20 protein-coding genes are annotated in these 18678 nt (G+C 68.1%); 13 read left to right on the top strand and 7 right to left on the bottom strand.

All coding sequences use genetic code 11. The features are described from left to right. The first annotated feature begins 172 nt into the window (after positions 1-172). From tig to ACLJQ7_RS16510, 6 genes are all read left to right on the top strand, one after another. Positions 173-1543, top strand: a complete 1371-nt coding sequence (gene tig / locus ACLJQ7_RS16535) for a trigger factor (protein WP_410649079.1) — start codon at positions 173-175, stop codon at positions 1541-1543. 172 nt (positions 1544-1715) lie between these two features. Next, positions 1716-2318 carry a ClpP family protease gene (locus ACLJQ7_RS16530; RefSeq protein WP_410649078.1) on the top strand — a complete coding sequence of 201 codons (603 nt, stop codon included), beginning with the start codon at positions 1716-1718 and terminating at the stop codon, positions 2316-2318. 27 nt (positions 2319-2345) lie between these two features. Then, positions 2346-3017: an ATP-dependent Clp protease proteolytic subunit gene (locus tag ACLJQ7_RS16525; RefSeq protein ID WP_410649077.1), complete on the top strand. Its 672-nt coding sequence runs from the start codon at positions 2346-2348 to the stop codon at positions 3015-3017. 219 nt (positions 3018-3236) lie between these two features. Beyond that, positions 3237-4532 (top strand): ATP-dependent Clp protease ATP-binding subunit ClpX, encoded by a 1296-nt coding sequence (clpX, locus tag ACLJQ7_RS16520; protein WP_034313997.1) that lies wholly within the window; start codon positions 3237-3239, stop codon positions 4530-4532. Between the two features lie 116 nt (positions 4533-4648). Continuing rightward, the gene (locus tag ACLJQ7_RS16515) at positions 4649-5032 is read left to right on the top strand and encodes a hypothetical protein (RefSeq protein ID WP_410649076.1); all 384 of its coding nucleotides are present in this window, start codon (positions 4649-4651) and stop codon (positions 5030-5032) included. Positions 5033-5107: 75 nt separating this feature from the next. Continuing rightward, positions 5108-6028, top strand: a complete 921-nt coding sequence (locus tag ACLJQ7_RS16510) for an anti-sigma factor RsbA family regulatory protein (RefSeq protein WP_410649075.1) — start codon at positions 5108-5110, stop codon at positions 6026-6028. A 2-nt stretch (positions 6029-6030) separates the two neighbouring features. On the opposite strand, the gene ACLJQ7_RS16505 is transcribed toward ACLJQ7_RS16510, so the two are convergent. Together ACLJQ7_RS16505 and ACLJQ7_RS16500 are read right to left on the bottom strand one after the other, a co-directional pair. Continuing rightward, on the bottom strand, positions 6031-6972 hold the full coding sequence (locus ACLJQ7_RS16505) for an alpha/beta hydrolase-fold protein (RefSeq protein WP_410649074.1): 942 nt from the start codon (positions 6970-6972) through the stop codon (positions 6031-6033). A gap of 97 nt (positions 6973-7069) precedes the next feature. Next, positions 7070-7768: a TetR/AcrR family transcriptional regulator gene (locus ACLJQ7_RS16500; protein WP_410649073.1), complete on the bottom strand. Its 699-nt coding sequence runs from the start codon at positions 7766-7768 to the stop codon at positions 7070-7072. A 72-nt stretch (positions 7769-7840) separates the two neighbouring features. Here ACLJQ7_RS16500 and ACLJQ7_RS16495 point away from each other — a divergent pair, with 72 nt between their 5' ends. Then, the gene (locus tag ACLJQ7_RS16495) at positions 7841-9286 is read left to right on the top strand and encodes a carotenoid oxygenase family protein (protein ID WP_410649072.1); all 1446 of its coding nucleotides are present in this window, start codon (positions 7841-7843) and stop codon (positions 9284-9286) included. A gap of 108 nt (positions 9287-9394) precedes the next feature. On the opposite strand, the gene fdhD is transcribed toward ACLJQ7_RS16495, so the two are convergent. After that, a complete protein-coding gene (gene fdhD / locus ACLJQ7_RS16490) occupies positions 9395-10225 on the bottom strand; it encodes a formate dehydrogenase accessory sulfurtransferase FdhD (RefSeq protein WP_410649071.1) in 831 nt (276 codons plus the stop codon). A gap of 119 nt (positions 10226-10344) precedes the next feature. Between fdhD and ACLJQ7_RS16485 the strand changes: the two genes are divergently transcribed. Genes ACLJQ7_RS16485 through ACLJQ7_RS16470 form a run of 4 tightly spaced genes read left to right on the top strand, consistent with a single transcriptional unit; the run spans position 10345 to position 14036 of the window. Next, positions 10345-11706, top strand: a complete 1362-nt coding sequence (locus ACLJQ7_RS16485) for an OFA family MFS transporter (RefSeq protein ID WP_410649070.1) — start codon at positions 10345-10347, stop codon at positions 11704-11706. Beyond that, positions 11703-11831, top strand: a complete 129-nt coding sequence (locus ACLJQ7_RS16480; protein WP_255355414.1) for a hypothetical protein — start codon at positions 11703-11705, stop codon at positions 11829-11831. The genes ACLJQ7_RS16485 and ACLJQ7_RS16480 overlap by 4 nt, the downstream gene beginning before the upstream one ends. Positions 11832-11852: 21 nt before the next feature. Further along, complete coding sequence (locus ACLJQ7_RS16475; protein WP_410649069.1) at positions 11853-12584, top strand: SDR family NAD(P)-dependent oxidoreductase; 732 nt, start codon at positions 11853-11855, stop codon at positions 12582-12584. A 48-nt stretch (positions 12585-12632) separates the two neighbouring features. Beyond that, a complete protein-coding gene (locus ACLJQ7_RS16470; RefSeq protein WP_410649068.1) occupies positions 12633-14036 on the top strand; it encodes an LCP family protein in 1404 nt (467 codons plus the stop codon). 6 nt (positions 14037-14042) lie between these two features. On the opposite strand, the gene ACLJQ7_RS16465 is transcribed toward ACLJQ7_RS16470, so the two are convergent. Continuing rightward, the gene (locus ACLJQ7_RS16465) at positions 14043-14930 is read right to left on the bottom strand and encodes a hypothetical protein (RefSeq protein ID WP_410649067.1); all 888 of its coding nucleotides are present in this window, start codon (positions 14928-14930) and stop codon (positions 14043-14045) included. A gap of 80 nt (positions 14931-15010) precedes the next feature. After that, a complete protein-coding gene (locus ACLJQ7_RS16460) occupies positions 15011-17323 on the bottom strand; it encodes an FdhF/YdeP family oxidoreductase (protein ID WP_410649066.1) in 2313 nt (770 codons plus the stop codon). A gap of 89 nt (positions 17324-17412) precedes the next feature. Here ACLJQ7_RS16460 and ACLJQ7_RS16455 point away from each other — a divergent pair, with 89 nt between their 5' ends. Together ACLJQ7_RS16455 and ACLJQ7_RS16450 are read left to right on the top strand one after the other, a co-directional pair. Next, positions 17413-17661 carry a type II toxin-antitoxin system Phd/YefM family antitoxin gene (locus ACLJQ7_RS16455; RefSeq protein WP_410649065.1) on the top strand — a complete coding sequence of 83 codons (249 nt, stop codon included), beginning with the start codon at positions 17413-17415 and terminating at the stop codon, positions 17659-17661. Continuing rightward, positions 17658-18038 (top strand): type II toxin-antitoxin system VapC family toxin, encoded by a 381-nt coding sequence (locus tag ACLJQ7_RS16450; protein ID WP_378439048.1) that lies wholly within the window; start codon positions 17658-17660, stop codon positions 18036-18038. Before ACLJQ7_RS16455 ends, ACLJQ7_RS16450 begins: the two co-directional genes overlap by 4 nt. Before the next feature lie 27 nt (positions 18039-18065). Here the strand turns inward: ACLJQ7_RS16450 and ACLJQ7_RS16445 are convergent, their stop codons facing one another. After that, positions 18066-18389, bottom strand: a complete 324-nt coding sequence (locus ACLJQ7_RS16445; RefSeq protein ID WP_410649064.1) for a hypothetical protein — start codon at positions 18387-18389, stop codon at positions 18066-18068. A gap of 28 nt (positions 18390-18417) precedes the next feature. Further along, the gene (locus ACLJQ7_RS16440) at positions 18418-18678 is read right to left on the bottom strand and encodes a hypothetical protein (RefSeq protein ID WP_410649063.1); all 261 of its coding nucleotides are present in this window, start codon (positions 18676-18678) and stop codon (positions 18418-18420) included.

Raw genomic sequence — 18678 nt, 5'->3', positions numbered from 1 at the left:
GCGTGGGCCCGTTCGCGTTCTTCCCGGCCACCTGGATCACGAACCCCGTCGAACAGACCCACAGGACACGGCCTAGACTCGGACGGCCCGGTCTGCAAGGTGACCAGGGCACATCCGCCGTCGAAGACATGCGGATGCTCAAACACATCGTTTACCGCTCGAGGAGAATACGTTGAAGAGCACCGTCGAGCAGCTCAGCCCGACGCGAGTCAAGATCAATGTCGAGGTGCCGTTCGACGAGCTCAAGCCGAACTTCGACCGCGCCTACCGCAAGATCGCCCAGCAGGTGCGCATCCCCGGCTTCCGGCCGGGCAAGGCGCCGGCTCGCGTGCTGGAAAGCCGGATCGGGCGAGCCCCGGTGCTCGACGAGGTCGTCAACGAGGTCATTCCGGCCAAGTACATGGAAGCCGTGCGCGCGGGCGAGGTCCGCACGCTGGGCCAGCCCGAGTTCGAGGTGACCAAGCTGGAGGACCGTGAGGTCCTCGAGTTCACCGCCGAAGTCGACATCCGCCCGGAGATCTCGCTGCCCGACCTCGAGGGCTTCTCGGTCAGCGTCGACGACGTCGAGCTGACCGACGCGGAGGTCGACGAGCAGCTCGACGAGCTGCGCGCCCGGTTCGGCACGCTCACCGGTGTCGAGCGCCCGGCCGAGAACGGCGACTTCGTCTCGATCGACCTCGCGGCCACCGTCGACGGCGAGGAGGTCGAGGATGCCTCGACCACCGGCCTGTCCTACGAGATCGGCTCCGGCCAGCTCGTCGACGGTATCGACGAGGCGATCATCGGCGCGAACGCGGGCGAGACCAAGACCTTCACCACGAAGCTGGTCGCCGGCGAGCACACCGGCAAGGACGCCGACGTCACCGTCACCGTGCAGACCATCAAGCAGCGCGAGCTGCCCGAGGCGGACGACGAGTTCGCCCAGATGGCGAGCGAGTTCGACACGATCGACGAGCTGAAGGCCGACCTTCGCGAGCGCCTCGGCCGCGTCAAGAAGATGCAGCAGGGCGTCCAGGCCCGCGACAAGGTCCTCGAGGAGCTGCTCGAGCGCACCGAGGTCGCGATCCCGGAGAAGGTCCTCGAGGCCGAGATCGAGAACCGCAAGCACGACGCGATCCACCCCTTCGACCACGACGAGGCGCAGTTCGCGAAGGCGCTCGAGGCCGAAGGCCGCACGATCGAGGAGTTCGACACCGAGGTCCGCGAGGAGTCGGAGAAGGCGGTCCGCACGCAGCTGCTGCTGGACAGCATCGCCGACGCCGAGCAGACGTCGGTCAACGACGGCGAGCTCACCGAGCGGATCATCTACCAGGCGCAGCGCTTCGGCGTCAGCCCGGACGAGTACGTCCAGCGGGCGCAGCAGTCCGGTCAGCTGACCGCGATCTACGCCGACGTCCGTCGCGGCAAGGCACTGGCCACGGTGGTCCGCAAGACCACCGTGACCGACGCCTCCGGCGCCACGGTCGACCTCGAAGAACTCTTCGGCCCCGCAGCCGAGGAGACGCAGGTCACCGAGGAACCCGCGAAGACTGCGGCCGAGTAGGGAATATCCGGTCCGCGCGAAACGGACCGTAAAGCTGTAAGCGAACTTGGGCGGTGTCAGGCATTCTGCACCGCCCAAGTTCGTTAGGGTCGGTTGCAAGATCCTCAAGCATCTGGACATACGCGGCGGCGAACGTTCCACCCGCCGCCGTCGGCGAAAAGGCAGGCATGACGTGACGCAGCACACGCCCCAGGCGCGGACCGGTACCGCAGGGCTCAACCTCACCGACTCGGTCTTCGAGCGGTTGCTCCAGGAGCGCATCGTCGTCCTCGGCTCCGAGGTCAACGACGAGGTCGCCAACCGGATCACCGCCCAGTTGTTGCTGCTCGACGCAGACGACTCCGAGTCGGACATCCGCTTCTACATCAACTCGCCCGGTGGCTCGGTCACCGCGGGTTTCGCGATCTACGACACCATGCAGCTGATCCGCCCGGACGTCGCGACCTACGCGATGGGCCTGGCCGCGTCGATGGGGCAGTTCCTGCTCTCCTCCGGCACGCCCGGCAAGCGGTACGCGCTGCAGCACGCGCGCATCCTCATGCACCAGCCCTCGGCGGGTGTCGGCGGCACGGCCTCCGACATCGCCATCCAGGCCGAGGTGTTCGGCAAGTGGAAGCAGGAGCTGGCCAAGATCACGGCCGAGCAGACCGGCCAGACGGTCGAGCAGATCGTCAAGGACGGCGACCGCGACCGCTGGTTCACCGCGCAGGAGGCGAAGGACTACGGCTTCGTGGACCAGGTCCTCACCCGTGAGAACCCGCTTCCCACCAGCTGATCCGCGCCTCGCACACAGGAGAATCCAATGAACGACTTCCAGCTTCCGAACGGGTCGCAGGCGCCCGGGATGCAGTCGCGGCTCCAGCTGCCGCAGTCGCGGTACGTCCTGCCCTCGTACGTCGAGCGCACGAGCTACGGCATCAAGGAATCGAACCCGTACAACAAGCTGTACGAAGAGCGTCAGATCATGCTCGGCGTGCAGATCGACGACGCGTCGGCGAACGACGTCATGGTCCAGCTGCTGCACCTCGAGCACGAGGACCCGGACCGCGACATCATGATCCTGATCAACTCGCCCGGTGGTTCGTTCACCGCGCTGATGGCGATCTACGACACGATGCAGTACGTCCGCCCCGACATCGTCACCATGTGCATCGGCCAGGCCGCCTCGGCCGCCGCGGTGCTGCTGGCCGCCGGTACCCCCGGCAAGCGGTTCACCCTGCCGAACTCGCGCGTGCTGATCCACCAGCCCGCCACCGAGGGCACGTACGGCCAGGTGTCGGACCTGGAGATCCAGGCCAACGAGATCCAGCGGGTGCGGCGCCAGATGGAGGTCATCCTGGCGAAGCACACCAACAAGGACGCCGACGAGGTCAAGAAGGACATCGAGCGCGACAAGATCCTGACGGCCGACGAGGCCAAGGCGTACGGGATCGTCGACGAGGTGCTCGAGTACCGCAAGGCTTCGAGCAGCTGATCGTGGGAGGGACCGGTGCGTGTCGGGAGACGACACGCACCGGACCCCTGGTCTATGGTCAGCTTCTGGCGTGCTCAGATGTGGCGTTGGTTCTCCCGCCGACGGCATCGGGCGGGTACCGTCAGTGGCAGTGTGTGAGGCTCCGAGCGGTCATCCGTGACCGGGGCGGTAAGACAGTCAGGCGCGTACATCGCGCCGGAGGGGACGAGGTCAACGGCCATGGCACGGATCGGTGACGGCGGCGACCTGCTGAAATGTTCTTTCTGCGGCAAGAGCCAAAAGCAGGTGAAGAAGCTCATTGCCGGCCCCGGGGTCTACATCTGCGATGAGTGCATCGATCTCTGCAACGAGATCATCGAAGAGGAACTGGCCGAGGCCGGTGAGGTCAAGCTCGACGAGCTGCCCAAACCCGCCGAGATCCACGAGTTCCTCGAGCAGTACATCATCGGCCAGGACGACGCGAAGCGATCGTTGGCCGTGGCGGTGTACAACCACTACAAGCGTGTGCAGTCCGACGACAAGTCCGGGCCGAAGGATTCCAAGGACGAGACCGTCGAACTGGCGAAGTCCAACATCCTGATGCTGGGCCCGACGGGTTGCGGCAAGACCTATCTGGCCCAGACCCTGGCGAAGATGCTGAACGTCCCGTTCGCGATCGCGGACGCCACGGCGCTCACCGAAGCCGGGTACGTGGGCGAGGACGTCGAGAACATCCTGCTCAAGCTGATCCAGGCGGCGGACTACGACGTCAAGCGGGCCGAGACGGGCATCATCTACATCGACGAGGTCGACAAGATCGCCCGGAAGTCGGAGAACCCGTCGATCACCCGCGACGTGTCCGGTGAGGGTGTGCAGCAGGCGCTGCTGAAGATCCTCGAGGGCACCACCGCGTCGGTGCCGCCGCAGGGCGGCCGCAAGCATCCGCACCAGGAGTTCATCCAGATCGACACGACGAACGTGCTGTTCATCGTGGCCGGCGCGTTCGCCGGGCTGGAGAAGATCATCAACGAGCGGGTCGGCAAACGCGGCCTCGGTTTCGGCGCGGAAATCCGCACCAAGGCCGAGATCGACGAGAGCGACATCTTCTCCGACACCATGCCGGAGGACCTGATCAAGTTCGGGCTGATCCCGGAGTTCATCGGGCGCCTCCCGGTCGTGGCGACGGTGACCCATCTCGACAAGGACTCGCTGGTCAGCATCCTGACCACACCGCGCAACGCGCTGGTGAAGCAGTACAAGAAGCTCTTCGAGATGGACAACGTCGAGCTGGAGTTCACCAAGACCGCGCTCGAGGCCATCGCCGACCAGGCCGTGCTCCGCGGCACCGGCGCCCGCGGCCTGCGCGCGATCATGGAAGAGGTCCTGCAGCCGGTCATGTACGACATCCCCAGCCGCGACGACGTCGCGAAGGTCGTCATCACCGAGCAGACCGTCCGCGAGAACGTGAACCCGACGATCGTGGCGCGTCAGCCGTCACGTCGTCGCAGCAGCGAGCGCGGCGAGAAGTCCGCCTAGAAAACGCGTCTTCGAAAGTACGCTGTCGTCACCGATGCCCCGGCCGGATCCTTTCCGGCCGGGGCATCGGTTTCTCCGGCCCGGTCCGGCCGGTGACCGGACCGGGATAGGATGCGATGGTGCCCCTGACTTCCACGAAGGACGAGAACGAGGCTCCCGAGCTGGCAGCCGCGAGTCCGCGCGAGGTCAGGGGACTCGTCGAACTCACTGAACGCATCGTCGTCGGGGCCTACCGCGCGCATCCGTGGATCCCGCGCGCGCTGACGATCGCGCTGGGCGTGCTGGTGGCGACCTGCCTGGTGGCCGGGGTCGTCCGCCTGTCGCCGCTGCCGCTGATCCCGCTGCCGTTCTTCGCCGTTTCGGCGTACGCGCTCATCCGGCTCAAGGCGGCGCGGAGCGCGGAAGCGAACCAGCCGCTCGTCGCCTGGACCGGTCTCTTCACCGGTGCGACGCTCGCCGGATTCTGGTTGATCTCGATGGCGGGACGCTGGCTCGGCTGATCGCCCGGCACACTTTTCCGGATTTCCCTCCGTTAGCAGGGTTTCAGAATCCCCTGGACGGGGTAGGACGAGTCCGTGACAGTCACCACCGGGCCCTTTTCCCATGTGGGCTTGCTCTACTCCGGTGACTCCGAGTACCTGGACGGTACGATCCCGTACATCCTGGAGGGCTTGAAGCACGACGAGCCCGTCGCGGTGGCCGTGCCCGGCCGGAGCCTGGCTCTGATCGAAGTGGCCTTGGGGGATTCCGCCGCCGACGTCGAGCTCATCGACATGAGCGAAGCGGGCCGGAATCCGGGCCGCATCCTTCCCGGCGTGCTGCTCGCGTTCGCGGACGACCGGCCGGGGCCGGTCCGGATCATCGGCGAGCCGATCTGGGCGGGGCGCTCGGCCGTCGAGTACCCGGCGTGCGCGCAGCACGAAGCATTGATCAACTTCGCCTTCGCGGACCGCGACCTCAGCATCCTGTGCCCGTACGACCGGAACCGGCTCGGAGACGACGTCCTCGCCGACGCCGAGCGGACCCACCCGACCCTTTCCGGTACCGACGGCGATCGCCCGAGCGCGGGCTACGCACCCGACGCGGTCATCGAGAAGTACAACCTGCCGCTGCCCGAGCCACGGTTGGCCGACGCGTTCCGCTTCGACCTCGGGAGGCTCGCCGCGGTGCGCCGGTTCGCGCGGATCCGGGCCGAAGAGAGCGGGCTCGCCCAGGATCGGGTGGAGGATCTCGTGCTCGCCGTCGCGGAACTGTCCGCCAACAGCGTGCTGCACGGCTCGGGCAACGGCGTCGTCCGGGTTTGGCGGGACGAGGGCCACGTGCTCTGCGAGGTCATCGACGAAGGCACCTTGAGCGATCCGCTCGCCGGCCGCCGCCCCGCTTCGCCGGGACAGCTCGGCGGACGTGGCCTGGTGCTGGTGAACCAGCTCGCCGACCTGGTCCGGCAGTACCTCAGACCGGGGTCGACCGTGACCAGGATCTACTTCCGCGTCTGAATTCAGGCGTTCTTCGGGACGTGCTTGCCGAGGAACGCGACCAGGCTCGGCACGACCGTGCGGTTGAAGGTGTCGCCGTGCTTGCCGCGCGAGGTGTGCGCGACCAGGGGCCGCGCTTCGGAGATGAACTTCCGCACCCCGCCGATGAACGGGTCTTCGGTCCCGCACCAGATGCCGGTCGGCACGGTTTTGGTGACATCGATGTGGCGCAACGGATCCAGCGAGCCCCAGTCGGTGGCGTCGCGGAACGCGCGCCGTTTGCTCATCTCGGCCCACGACGTGATCAGCGCGGGCGCGAGCGCCGCGACCGCGGCGGGCGGGCGACGGCGTTCCAGACGGCGCCGGGTGTAGAGCAGCGCGCCGAAGCCTCCCATCGAAAGCCCGGTGGCGGCGAACGGCTGCCCGTCCCGGCCGCCGAGGCCGCGGGCGGCCAGCCAGCGGGGGACCTCTTCGAGCAGCATCGCCATCGGGTTGTCGCCGGGCTGGTTCTCGTGCCAGTAGTGGTCGCCGCCGTCGACGGCGACGAACCCGAACGGGGGGACCGCCTTGCGGGCGACGTCGCTGCTGAGCTGTTTGAGCAGCCCGGTCGGGGCGGCGTGGCGTGCGGTGCCGTGGAGGCCGTGCAGCATCAGTGACATCGGCAGGCCCTTGGGCGGGGCCTTGGTCGGCAGCATGAGCACCAGATCGACCTCGCGGCCGCGGGCTTCGGAGTAGACGCGTTCGACGCGGGGTGTGCCCAGCTGGGTGGCCGGAGTCGGCGACGCGACGCCGAGTGCCCGCTGAAGCGCTTCGCTGAACGGGAGGGCTCCGGTGGCCGTTCCGGCGGCGAGCCCGGCGACTCCGAGACCGGAGGCACCGGCGATCAGCACGGAACGACGGCTCAGCCACCGGCGGGCGCCGTCCACCCCCGGCAGCGTCGTGTGTCCCTGGTCGTCCTCGTTCACCGATCCCCGTTCCCGCGTAGCGCTTCCACCAGGTCAGACGTGCGTTTCCGCTCGAAGGTTGCACGATTCACCGACCTGTGACCGGGGTATCGCCGGATCAGGTGCCGATGTTTCCCTCTTTCGCGCGCCAAGCCTCGATCGAGATCCGCGCGGACCGCGTCGCGGCTTCGTAAGTGTCACCGAGACCCACCCCGAGGGCGGTGGCCAGGGGAATCAGGATGTGGTCCACACCATTCTCGCCGTCGCCGAAGTGACCGGCGACCTCCAGCGTGATGTAGCCGTGCACGGCGCTCCAGAGCTGGGCGGCGACCTCGAATTCCGGGGTGGGACGGAACCGGCCGGCGTCGATCACCCGCTTCGCGGCGCGGACGAGGTAGCCGAAGGCCTCGATGCCCTCTTCGCTGGCGTTCTGGCGGGTCTCCTCTTTGGTCATGTCGCCGAGGGCGGCCTTCTGCCCGCTGGGCTGGCTCTGTCCGAAGGCCACCGCGTAGAGCTGCGGGTCGTCCAGCACGGTCCGCCGGTACGCCAGCGCCAGGGTGAGGATGTCGGCGACCGGGTCGTCGGTTTCCCCGACTTCGCCCAGATTCGCCGACAGCCGCCGGAAGCCTTCGCGCGCGACCTCGTTCACCAAGGCGCCCATCCCACCGAAGTGGGTGTACACGGCCATGGTCGACGCGCCGATCTCGGCCGCCAGCTTGCGGGCCTGGAGTGCCTCCGGACCGCCGTCGGAAAGCAGCCGGATCGCCGCCTCGATCAGCTTGGCCTTGACCTCGGCGGCGGAGGGTTTCGATGCCATGCTTGCCAGTATCCCATAACCCTGTTATACATGAGTGCATAACATCGTTATTCCAATGGTAGGGGGCCAGTGATGGGTAACAAGTTCCTCGAGGGCAACTTCGCCCCGGTCAGCCGTGAGCACACGATCACCGAACTGCCCGTCACCGGGCATGTCCCGGAGTACCTGGACGGGCGCTATCTGCGGAACGGGCCGAACCCGCTGTCCGAAGTGGACCCGGCGACGTACCACTGGTTCATGGGCGACGGCATGGTGCACGGCGTCCGGCTGCGGGACGGCCGCGCCGAGTGGTACCGCAACCGCTGGGTGCGCAACCCGCGGCTGTCCGGGGAGCTGGGCGAGCGCTGGGACGGCGGGGTGACCGCCGGGGTCGCGTCGCTGGGGGCCAACACGAACGTGATCGGCCACGCGGGCAAGACCCTCGCGCTGATCGAGGGCGGCGCCACGAGCTTCGAGCTGACCGACGAACTCGACACCGTCGGTGCCTGCGACTTCGACGGCACCCTCCCCGGCGGCTACACCGCCCATCCGAAACGTGATCCGGAGACCGGCGAACTGCACGCCGTGTCGTACTTCTTCGGCTGGGGCAACAAGGTGCGGTACTCGGTGATCGACGCGCAAGGCCGCGCGCGGCGCAAGGTCGACGTCGAAGTCACCGGTTCGCCGATGATGCACGACTTCTCCCTGACCGAGAAGCACGTCGTCTTCTACGACCTCCCGGTCACGTTCGAGACCGAACAGGCCGTCGCCGCGTCCGTGCCGTCGTTCCTGCGCACGCCTGCCCAGCTGGTGGTCTCCGCGCTGGTGGGCAAGGTGAAGGTGCCGGACCCGCTCAGCGCGCGGCTGCGCCGGCGGATCTCGGGCAACGCGGGACTGCCGTACCGTTGGAACCCGAAATACCCGGCGCGGATCGGGGTCATGCCGAGGGAGGGCGGCACCGGCGACGTCCGCTGGTTCGAGATCGAGCCGTGCTACGTCTTCCACCCGATGAACGCCTACGACGACGGCGACGACATCGTGCTGGACGTCGTCCGGCATCCGAAGATGTTCGACACGGAACTGCTCGGACCCGCCGAGGGGCCGCCGACCTTGGACCGCTGGACCGTCGACCTGAGCGTCGGCAAAGTCATCGAGGAACGCCTCGACGACCAGGGACAGGAGTTCCCGCGCGTCGACGAGCGGCTGGTCGGGCGGCGGCACCGCTTCGGCTACTCGGTGTCCACAAGGGATGGATCGGCGTCGTCGGGTGCGTTGCTGAAGCACGATCTGTGGAACAGGTCGGTCGCGTCGAGGGAATTCGGCGCGGGCAGCCAAGTGGGGGAGTTCGTCTTCGTTCCGTCCTCTGTGGACTCAGGGGAGGACGAGGGGGTGCTGATGGGTTTCGTCTACGACGCCGCGACGCAGAAGAGCGACCTGACCATTTTGGACGCGGGAACGCTGGAGACCGTCGGCGCCGTGCATTTGCCGGACCGCGTCCCGAACGGTTTCCACGGCAACTGGGTGGGCACGGAGGGCTGACTCGGTCGCCACCAGGCCGCTCGCCGTCGCAAGGGTTGCGAAAGCCACTTTCGCAACGTTGAAGGTTGCGAAAGTGGCTTTCGCAACACGTCGCGCGCCCCGGCTGGGTCAGTCGAGGCCGAGTACCCGCTGTTCCCCGCTGTAGAGGTTCATGCTGTCGCCGCGCAGGAAACCGATGAGGGTCATGCCGTTTTCGTCGGCCAGTTCCGCGGCCAGCGACGACGGCGCGGAAACCGCCGCCAGCAGGCCGATCCCGGCCATGGCGGCCTTCTGCACCAGTTCGAACGAGGCGCGGCCGGACACCAGCAGTCCGACGTCCGCTGCGGGGATCCGGCCCTCCTGCAGCGCCCAGCCGAGGACCTTGTCGACGGCGTTGTGCCTGCCGACGTCCTCGCGGACGACGGCGACGGTCCCGTCGCCGTCGAACAGGGCGGCCGCGTGCAGCCCGCCGGTGCTGGAGAACACCTTCTGGTGCGCGCGGAGCGTGTCCGGGAGTTTGGACAGCACATCAGTGCTCACTGTGAACTCGGACTTCTCCGGCGAAAACCGGCTTTTCAGCTTCACCGCGTCGAGGGCGGCCTTGCCGCAGACGCCGCACGAGGACGTGGTGTAGAAGTTCCGCTCGACGCCCGTCTCCGGCGGGGCCACCCCTTCGGCCAGCGCGATGTCCAGGACGTTGTAGGTGTTGCGGCCCTGATCGTCGACGCCGTCGCAGTACCGCGCGACCGCGATGTCCTCGCGCGAGGTGAGCACGCCCTCCGACAGCAGGAATCCGTGCGCGAGTTCGACGTCGTTGCCGGGTGTTCGCATGGTGACCGCGAGTGCCTTGCCGCCGACGCGGATCTCGAGCGGTTCCTCCGCCGCGAGGGCATCGGGCCGCCGCACGTCCTTCGTCGCGGAGATCATCCGCACCGGACGCCGCACCGTCACCCTGCCCACGTGTGGTCCACCCTTCTGACCGGTTATTCGACGCCGAAACATTCAACACCCGGATACTGCAACGTCGGGAATTAAGTAATACATTCCCAGTGCACATCCCCAGAGTACGGAGGCGCCGGATGGCTGTCGGCTTCCTGGACCGTTCCCGCATCGTCGCATCGCCGGGCTGGAGCCGCTGGCTGGTGCCGCCCGCCGCGCTGGCCGTCCACCTGTCGATCGGGCAGGCGTACGCGTGGAGCGTCTTCAAACCGCCGCTGGAGAAGACCCTCGGGCTCAGCGGTACGGAGAGCGCTCTGCCGTTCCAGCTCGGCATCGTGATGCTCGGGCTGTCGGCGGCGTTCGGCGGGACGCTGGTCGAACGCAACGGGCCGCGCTGGGCGATGTTCGTCTCGATGGTCTGTTTCAGCTCGGGGTTTCTGCTCTCCGCGCTCGGTGTGGCGACGTCGCAATACTGGCTCGTCGTCCTCGGCTGGGGCGGGATCGGCGGCATCGGGCTCGGGATCGGCTACATCTCGCCGGTGTCGACGCTGATCAAATGGTTCCCGGACCGGCCGGGGATGGCCACCGGGATCGCGATCATGGGCTTCGGCGGCGGCGCGCTGATCGCCTCCCCGTGGTCTTCGCAGATGCTGGGCGCGGCGCCGTGGTCGACCGGGACGGTCGCGACGGCCTTCCTCGTGCACGGCCTGGTCTACGCGGTCTTCATGACCCTCGGCATCCTGCTGGTCCGGGTGCCCGCCGACGGCTGGAAGCCGTCGGGGTGGGAACCGAAGACCGACCACGGCAACGCGATGATCACCACCGCGAACGTGTCGGCGCGCAACGCCATCAGGACGCCGCAGTTCTGGCTGCTCTGGGTGGTCCTGTGCTTCAACGTGACCGCGGGCATCGGCATCCTGGAGAAGGCGTCGCCGATGATCGCGGACTTCTTCCGCGAGACCTCGACACCGGTCGGCACCGCCGCGGCCGCCGGCTTCGTCGCGTTGCTCTCGCTGACCAACATGCTCGGCCGGTTCGTCTGGTCGTCCACTTCGGACCTGGTGGGACGCAAGAACATCTACCGGCTCTACCTCGGTGCCGGTGCGCTGTTGTACCTGGTGATCGCGCTGACCACCAACGCGTCGAAGCTCGTGTTCGTCCTGTGCGCCATGCTGATCCTGTCCTTCTACGGCGGCGGCTTCGCGACCGTGCCGGCGTACCTGAAGGACCTGTTCGGCACCTACCAGGTGGGCGCCATCCACGGCAGGCTGCTGACCGCGTGGTCGATGGCGGGGGTGCTCGGGCCACTCATCGTCAACGCCATCTCCGACAGCCAGAAGGCGGCGGGCAAGGTCGGCCCCGACCTCTACACGACGTCGCTGTTCATCATGATCGGCCTGCTGGTCGTCGGTTTCGTCGCGAACGAACTGGTGCGCCCGGTCAAGCCGAAGTACCACGAGCCGGCGTCGTCCGGCGAGCCCGCGAGGAGTGAGGCCCGATGACCGAACAGGCTCCCGAACGCCGCCGCACCGGGTTGATGGTCTTCGCCTGGCTGTGGGTCGCGCTCCCGTTCGCCTACGGCGTCTACGAACTGTTCCGGAAGGTCGTCCAGCTCTTCGGGGGCTAAGGTCGGCTTGTGGGAGTTCTGGTGACCGGGGCGTCGCGCGGCATTGGCCGTGCGATCGCGCGGGCCTTCGCGGAAAAAGGCGACCGTGTCGCCGTCCATTACGCCTCGAAGCGGGAGGACGCCGAGCGGACGCTCGCCGGGCTACCGGGTTCCGGCCACGGGCTGGTCCAGGGCGACCTGTCGGATCCCGAGGTGGCGCGGCGCGTCGCCGACGAGGCCGAGGCGCTGGTGGGCGGCGTCGACGTCCTGGTGAACAACGCCGCCCTCGCGCCGTCCGCGGCGGTCGCGCATTCCCTCGCGGAAGCGTCCTATGAGGACTGGCAGCGGGCCTGGCGGCGGATGCTCGACGTCAACGTGCTCGGCACCGCGAACGTGACCTACTGCGTGGCCCGGCACATGATCGAGCGCGGAGCGGCCGGCCGGGTGGTCAACATCGGCTCACGGGGCGCCTTCAAGGGCGAGCCCGAGTTCCCGGCGTACGGCGCGAGCAAGGCCGCGCTGCATTCGCTCGGGCAGTCGCTCGCCGTCGCCCTCGCCCCGCACGGGATCGCGGTGACCTCGGTCGCGCCCGGTTTCACCGCCACGGACCGGGTCGCGGCGAAGGTCGAAGCCGCGAGCGGCGAGAGCCCGTTCGGCCGGGTCGGCACGCCGGAGGAGGTCGCGGCGGCGGTGGTCTACCTCGCTTCCGCCGAGGCCACGTGGGCGTCCGGTGCGATCCTCGACCTGAACGGCGCGTCGCATCTGCGGATGTGAACTGGATCACTTGTGCAGCACTGACGGCCTCCCACGCGTCTAAGGATCGTGCACAAGCTGGGGAAGGTCCTGGTCGCCGCGCTGGCGGTGGCGGTGTTCGGCGGGACCGCGTACGGGTACACGACGCTGGAATCGCTCGAAGGCGTCACCCGCGAAGACGTGATCGAGGCGCCGGATCCGGGGGAGCAGCCCGCTGACGGATCGCTGGACATCCTGCTGGTCGGTCGCGATTCGCGCACCGACGACCACGGGAACCCGCTGTCCCCGGAGATGCTGCGCGAGCTGCGGGTCGGTGCGAACGGCGACGACCTGACCGACACGCTCATCGTGCTCCGCATCCCCAACGGCCAGAAGGCGGTGAAGGCCTTCTCGATCCCGCGTGACTCCTGGGTCGCGGAGCCGGGGTCGAAGGACAAGACCAAGATCAACGGGATCTTCGGCCACGCCAAGTTCGCTTCGGCGAGTGCGCAGCGGGAGGCGGGCAAGACCGACAAGGCCGAGATCGACAAGGTGGCGATCACGGCCGCGCGGAAGGCGACCTTGAAGGCGGTCGAGGACCTCACCGGCGTCAAGATCGATCACTTCGCCGAGGTCAACCTGCAGAGTTTCTACGACATCAGCAAGGCCGTCGGCGGGGTCGAGGTGTGCTTGAACCGGGCGACCAAGGACCGCAAGTCCGGGGCGGACTTCCCGGCGGGGAAGCAGACGATCCAGGGCGCCGACGCGCTGGCCTTCGTCCGCCAGCGCGAGGATCTGCCTCGCAGCGACCTCGACCGCGTACGCCGTCAGCAGGTGTTCCTCGCCGGGCTGGCGAAGCAGGTGCTCTCCGCCGGGACGCTCGCCAACCCGGCCCGCCTCTCCGAACTGATCGACGCGGTGAAGCGGTCGGTCGTACTCGACGGCTCGTGGGATCTGCTCGACTTCGTCCGGCAGATGCGGGGCGTCTCCGGCGGCGGCATCGCCTTCGACACGATCCCGGTGGTCAACCCCGACTACCGCTACAACCCCAGGCAGCCGACCGCGACCGCCGTGCAGGTGGACCCCGCCCAGGTGCGGGCGTTCGCCGCGTCCCTGATCGGTGCCCAGCCCGCGACACCGCAGGCGCCCGCCGGCCCCAAGGTCGACGTCGTCAACGCGAGCGGTAAGGACGGCCTGGCCGCTCGCGTCTCGGATCTCCTGGCGGAGAAGGGATTCGGCAAGGGCGAGACGACGGCCGAACCCGGACGGCGAACCTCCGTCGTCCGGTTCAGCGACGCGTCCGGGCCCGCCACGGAGATCGCGAAACTGCTCGGTGGGCTGGAAACCGAGAAGTCCGCTTCCGTCGCGGCGGGCCATGTGCAGGTCGTCCTCGGACAGGTCTACAAGGGACCGGGCGTGTCCTCGGGCGGCGGGGCGGCCGGGGTGCGGACCGACCAGCCCATCACGTCCGAGGATACCGGCTGCATCAACTGATCCGGGTTATTTCCCCGGCGGGACCTTGCCGTTCTTGGCGACCGGAAGGCCCAGCTGAGTCGGTTCGGTGAGGACGACCTCCTCGCCGGGAAGCCGCGCCAGCACCGGATTCAGGTGGGTCAGTTTCAGCGTGACCGGTCCGACGACGCTCGGTCCGGTGCTGACGTCCGCCTTCGCCAGATCGAGCCACCGAAGGGTGCCGAGCACCTCCGGCGGGATTTCGTCACCGCGTTTCGCCACCGGGACGCACAACTGCCGCGCGTTGCCGACCTTGACGTCCACCTTCGGCCGGTCGGCCAGCACCGGGTTGAGATGGCCCAGCGTCAGCGGGAACGGGATGGTGGGGATGCCGAGGACGCGCAGGGCGTAACACTCGAGATCGATGTGCCGTACGAACGACAGGATCTCCGGCGGCGGAAGTTCGCCGTTCTTCGCGACCGGGACGCACAGCTGCTCCGGCGACAACATGGTCACGTGCGAGTCCTGGATCCCCAGCTTCTGCACGACGGGGTTCAGGTGGCTCAGCGTCAGCGGGAAGTCCACCGCGCGGCTCTCGATCCGGTAGCAGGACAGATCCACCCAACGGACGTAGTCGAGGATGCCCGGCGGCGGGCTGACGCCGTTCTTCGCGACCGGCACGCAGAGCTGGTGGCGTTCCCCCAGCTTGACCGTCTCCGACGGCAGTTTCGCGAGGACCGGGTTGAGGTGCGTGAGGGTGAGCTCCACCGGTGGCGGTTTGTAGCCTTCGGTCCGGTAGCAGGACAGGTCGAGCTGCGAGACAAAGGGCAGCGGCGGTGGTGCGCCCGGAGCGGCGGTGGCCGCGCCGGGCAGTATCGCGACGAGCAAGAGCGAGGCCAGGGCGGCGAAGCAGCGCAGAGTCGATCTTCGTGACATGGCAAGCCTTTCCGCGAAGTGGGTTGGCCACTTCACGGTGGACCCCGGCGGAGCCCGCCCGGCACCGCCAACCGGGCAGCCTATGGTGCGGCCACCGGCTCCAACCGCACCACGATCGCCTTCGACACCGGCGTGTTCGACTTGTCCGCCACCGAATCCAGTGGCACCAACGCGTTCGCTTCGGGGAAATACGCCGCCGCGCAGCCCCGCGCCGTCGGATAGGAGACCACCCGGAACCGCGGTGCCCGGCGGTCGCCGTCCCGCCATTCCGAGACCAGGTCGACCATCGCGCCGTCGGCGAGTCCGAGCAAGACCAGGTCCTCGGGGTTGACCAGCACCACGCGCCGCGCGTCCTCGATCCCGCGGTATCGGTCGGAAAGGCCGTAGATGGTGGTGTTGTACTGGTCGTGGCTGCGCATCGTCTGCAGCAGCAGCCTGCCTTCGGGCACCTGCGGATACTCGAGTTCGGAGACGGTGAAGTTCGCCTTGCCGTTGGCGGTCCCGTTGAACTGCCGGGAATCGCGCGGCGCGTGCGGAAGGACGAAACCGTCGGGCTCGCGCACCCGGGCGTTGTAGTCGTGGCAGCCGGGGACGACGCGGGCGATCCGGTCGCGGATGAGGTCGTAGTCGGCGTGGAAGTCCCGCCACGGTACGGCGTGCCCGGCACCGAGCAGGGCCTCCGCGAGGTGACAGACGATGGCGACCTCGGAGAGCAGCTGCTCACTGGCCGGGGCCAGCCTGCCGCGTGAGGTGTGCACCTGCGACATCGAGTCCTCGACGGTGACGAACTGCTCGCCGCCTGCCTGGACGTCGCGTTCGGTGCGGCCGAGGGTGGGCAGGATCAGCGCGGTCTTGCCGGGGACGACGTGCGAGCGGTTGAGCTTCGTCGACACGTGCGCGGTCAAGGAGCACGACTTGAGCGCCTTCTCGGTCAGTTCCGTGTCCGGCGTGGCGGAGGCGAAGTTGCCGCCGACGGCGAAGAAGACCTTGCCCTTGCCGTCCCGCATCGCGCGGATCGCGTCGACGGTGTCGCAACCGTGATCTCGCGGGACCTTGATGTCGAACTCGGCGTCGAGACTGTCCATAAAGGACTCCGGCATCTTCTCCCAGATGCCCATCGTCCGGTCGCCCTGGACGTTGGAGTGCCCGCGCACCGGGCACAGGCCCGCACCCGGTTCGCCGATCATGCCGCGCACCAGCGCCAGGTTCGCGATCTCGGAGATCGTCTGCACGGCGTGCTTGTGCTGGGTCAGGCCCATCGCCCAGCAGTAGATGGTCCGCTTCGACGTCGCGATCATCCGCGCCAGCCGCTCGATCTGCTCTTGTGGCAGCCCGGTCGCGGCGCCGACCTCGGTCCAGTCGATCTCCCGCAGATGCGTCGCGTAGTCCTCGAACCCCTCGGTGACCGACTCGACGAACGCGCGGTCGACGATCGTGCCGGGTGTCTCCTCTTCCCACTTCAGCAGCAGATGACCGATCGCCTGGAACAGCGCGAGGTCGCCGCCGAGCCGGATCTGCGCGAACTCGTCGGCCAGTGGGGTGCCCTTGCCGACCACGCCGCGGACGTTCTGCGGGTTCTTGAAGCGCATCAGACCGGCTTCGGGCAGCGGGTTGACCGCCAGGATCTTCGCGCCGTTGCCCTTGGCCTCCTCCAGCGCGGACAACATGCGCGGATGGTTGGTGCCCGGGTTCTGGCCGACCACCACGATCAGATCCGCCTTGTGGATGTCGGCGAGCGACACCGAACCCTTGCCGATCCCGGTCGTGGCCGCGAGCGCCGCGCCGGAGGACTCGTGGCACATGTTGGAGCAGTCGGGGAGGTTGTTGGTGCCGTAGGAGCGCACGAGCAACTGGTAGAGGAACGCGGCCTCGTTGCTGGTGCGGCCGGAGGTGTAGAAGATCGCCTCGTTCGGGTCGCTCAGTGCCCGCAGTTCATCCGCGACCAGCGTGAACGCGTCGTCCCAGGAGATCGGCTCGTAGTACGAAGCCCCTTCGCGCAGCACGAACGGCTCGGTGATGCGGCCCTGCTGGCCGAGCCAGAAGTCCGTCTTCTCCGCCAGCTCCTGAATCGAGTGCGCGGCGAAGAACTCGCGGCCGACGCGGCGCTTCGTCGCCTCCTCGGCGACGGCCTTCGCGCCGTTCTCGCAGAACTCCGCGAGCTTGCGGTGCTCACCGTCGACCTCGCGCGGCTCCGGCCAGGCGCAACCGGGGCAGTCGAAGCCGTCGCGCTGGTTCAGCAGGCGCAGCGTCTTCACCGTGCGCGCGGCGCCCATCTGTTCCATGCCGCGGATCAGGGAGACGGCGACCCCGGGGATACCGGCCGCCCAGCTCTTCGGTTTCCCGACTTCGAGCTGTGTCTCGTCAACGTCGTTCGCGGGTGCTTCGCGGGTCATGACCCCATCGTGCGCCTTACCGCTCTCGCGCGCGACCGAGGGGTGCCGGTTCGGATCATCGCGGTAGCACATGTGCTACTCTGGGTTTCATGGGTTCTGTTGGATTGCGGGAATTGCGACAGCAGGCTTCCGAGCTGGTGCGGCGGGCCGAAGCCGGGGAAGAGGTGACGATCACCGTCTCCGGTCGTCCCAGTGCCCGGCTGGTGCCGGTGTCCAGGCGTGCCTGGCGGACCTACGACGAAGTGGCGGAAATATTCCGCGGGCCCGCCGATCCGGACTGGGACGCCGATCGGGACCTGATCGATCAGACCTTCCGTGATCCCTGGACCACCGCATGAGGGCGGTACTGGACACCAGCGTCGTCATCGCCACCGATCTGCCACCGCTCGAAGGAGAGCTGGCCATTAGTTCCGCCACCATCGCCGAGCTGCATTTCGGTGTCCTGGTGGCGGCGAATCCGGTCCGGCGCGCCCAGCGATTGCGACGGCTGAGCGCGCTTCAGCGTGATTTCGATGCGTTGCCGATCGACGACGCCGTGGCCGCCAGTTATGGGCTGCTCGCGGTGTCCGTGGTCGAAGCGGGACGTCAGCCGCGTGCGCGGACCATGGATCTCCTGATCGCCGCGACCGCGCACGCCCACGACGCCCGGCTGTACACCCGCAACGCCAAGGACCTCGTCGGAATCGAGGATCTGGTGGAAGTAATCCCGGTCTGACGCCCCTCGCAGCCCCGACGAGGTGCGTCAGGCGTCCGTGACGAGCCGGGTGATCTGCGTTTCGTCCAGCGGGAACCAGGGCGTCTCGTTGACGCCGCGTTCCTGGACCGCGTTCACCGTCACCGCGGCCACGACCAGCACGATCAGGCCGACGATCGCGGCGACGCCCGGCCACCGGCCCGACCCGGGCGCGGAGTAGCCGCCACCGGAGGCCGCCGCCTTGCGCTGCTTACGGCGCTTCTTCTTGAGCTCCTTCTTCGCGCCCAGCCAGGCGTCCAGCTCGGCGTGCTTCTGCCAGTTCGGGTCGACCAGGTCCGGGTGGGTCTCGATCCGCCGGTCCTCTTCGTCCATCTCGGTCCTCTTCCCCAGGTACGACCGGCTACCCGCAGTTGCCCGTCGACGGCAGGGGTTTCGTCGGGTCGTAGGTGTCCACTTCGTCGACCGCGGGCGTTCCGTCGACGGGTTTGCTCTTATCAGCGTACTGGGGTGCGAGGAGGCTGGCCTTCGCACGGAGCCAGGCGTCCACTTTCGCGTGCTCGCGCCAGTCCGGATCCATCAGATCCGGATATCCGCCTCCAGCGGGAAGGCGGGCGTTACGGCCGGTGAGGAACTCGATGGAGCGGGTTCGTAGACTTGTCAA

It is taken from the genome of Amycolatopsis sp. cmx-4-54 (assembly GCF_046548895.1).
Classification (GTDB): Bacteria; Actinomycetota; Actinomycetes; order Mycobacteriales; family Pseudonocardiaceae; genus Amycolatopsis.
Note: the sequence above shows the minus strand (reverse complement) of the source record. Positions and strands in the feature narration are given on the sequence as shown.

What these genes read in the sequence shown, in the direction of transcription:
- ACLJQ7_RS16515 (WP_410649076.1), top strand. Translation starts at nt 4,649, where the DNA reads ATGGTGCCCCTGACTTCCACGAAGGACGAGAACGAGGCTCCCGAGCTG.
- ACLJQ7_RS16460 (WP_410649066.1), bottom strand. Translation starts at nt 17,323, where the DNA reads ATGACCCGCGAAGCACCCGCGAACGACGTTGACGAGACACAGCTCGAA.
- ACLJQ7_RS16445 (WP_410649064.1), bottom strand. Translation starts at nt 18,389, where the DNA reads ATGGACGAAGAGGACCGGCGGATCGAGACCCACCCGGACCTGGTCGAC.
- ACLJQ7_RS16455 (WP_410649065.1), top strand. Translation starts at nt 17,413, where the DNA reads ATGGGTTCTGTTGGATTGCGGGAATTGCGACAGCAGGCTTCCGAGCTG.
- ACLJQ7_RS16485 (WP_410649070.1), top strand. Translation starts at nt 10,345, where the DNA reads ATGGCTGTCGGCTTCCTGGACCGTTCCCGCATCGTCGCATCGCCGGGC.
- ACLJQ7_RS16480 (WP_255355414.1), top strand. Translation starts at nt 11,703, where the DNA reads ATGACCGAACAGGCTCCCGAACGCCGCCGCACCGGGTTGATGGTCTTC.
- clpX (WP_034313997.1), top strand. Translation starts at nt 3,237, where the DNA reads ATGGCACGGATCGGTGACGGCGGCGACCTGCTGAAATGTTCTTTCTGC.
- ACLJQ7_RS16495 (WP_410649072.1), top strand. Translation starts at nt 7,841, where the DNA reads ATGGGTAACAAGTTCCTCGAGGGCAACTTCGCCCCGGTCAGCCGTGAG.
- ACLJQ7_RS16465 (WP_410649067.1), bottom strand. Translation starts at nt 14,930, where the DNA reads ATGTCACGAAGATCGACTCTGCGCTGCTTCGCCGCCCTGGCCTCGCTC.
- ACLJQ7_RS16500 (WP_410649073.1), bottom strand. Translation starts at nt 7,768, where the DNA reads ATGGCATCGAAACCCTCCGCCGCCGAGGTCAAGGCCAAGCTGATCGAG.
- ACLJQ7_RS16450 (WP_378439048.1), top strand. Translation starts at nt 17,658, where the DNA reads ATGAGGGCGGTACTGGACACCAGCGTCGTCATCGCCACCGATCTGCCA.
- ACLJQ7_RS16525 (WP_410649077.1), top strand. Translation starts at nt 2,346, where the DNA reads ATGAACGACTTCCAGCTTCCGAACGGGTCGCAGGCGCCCGGGATGCAG.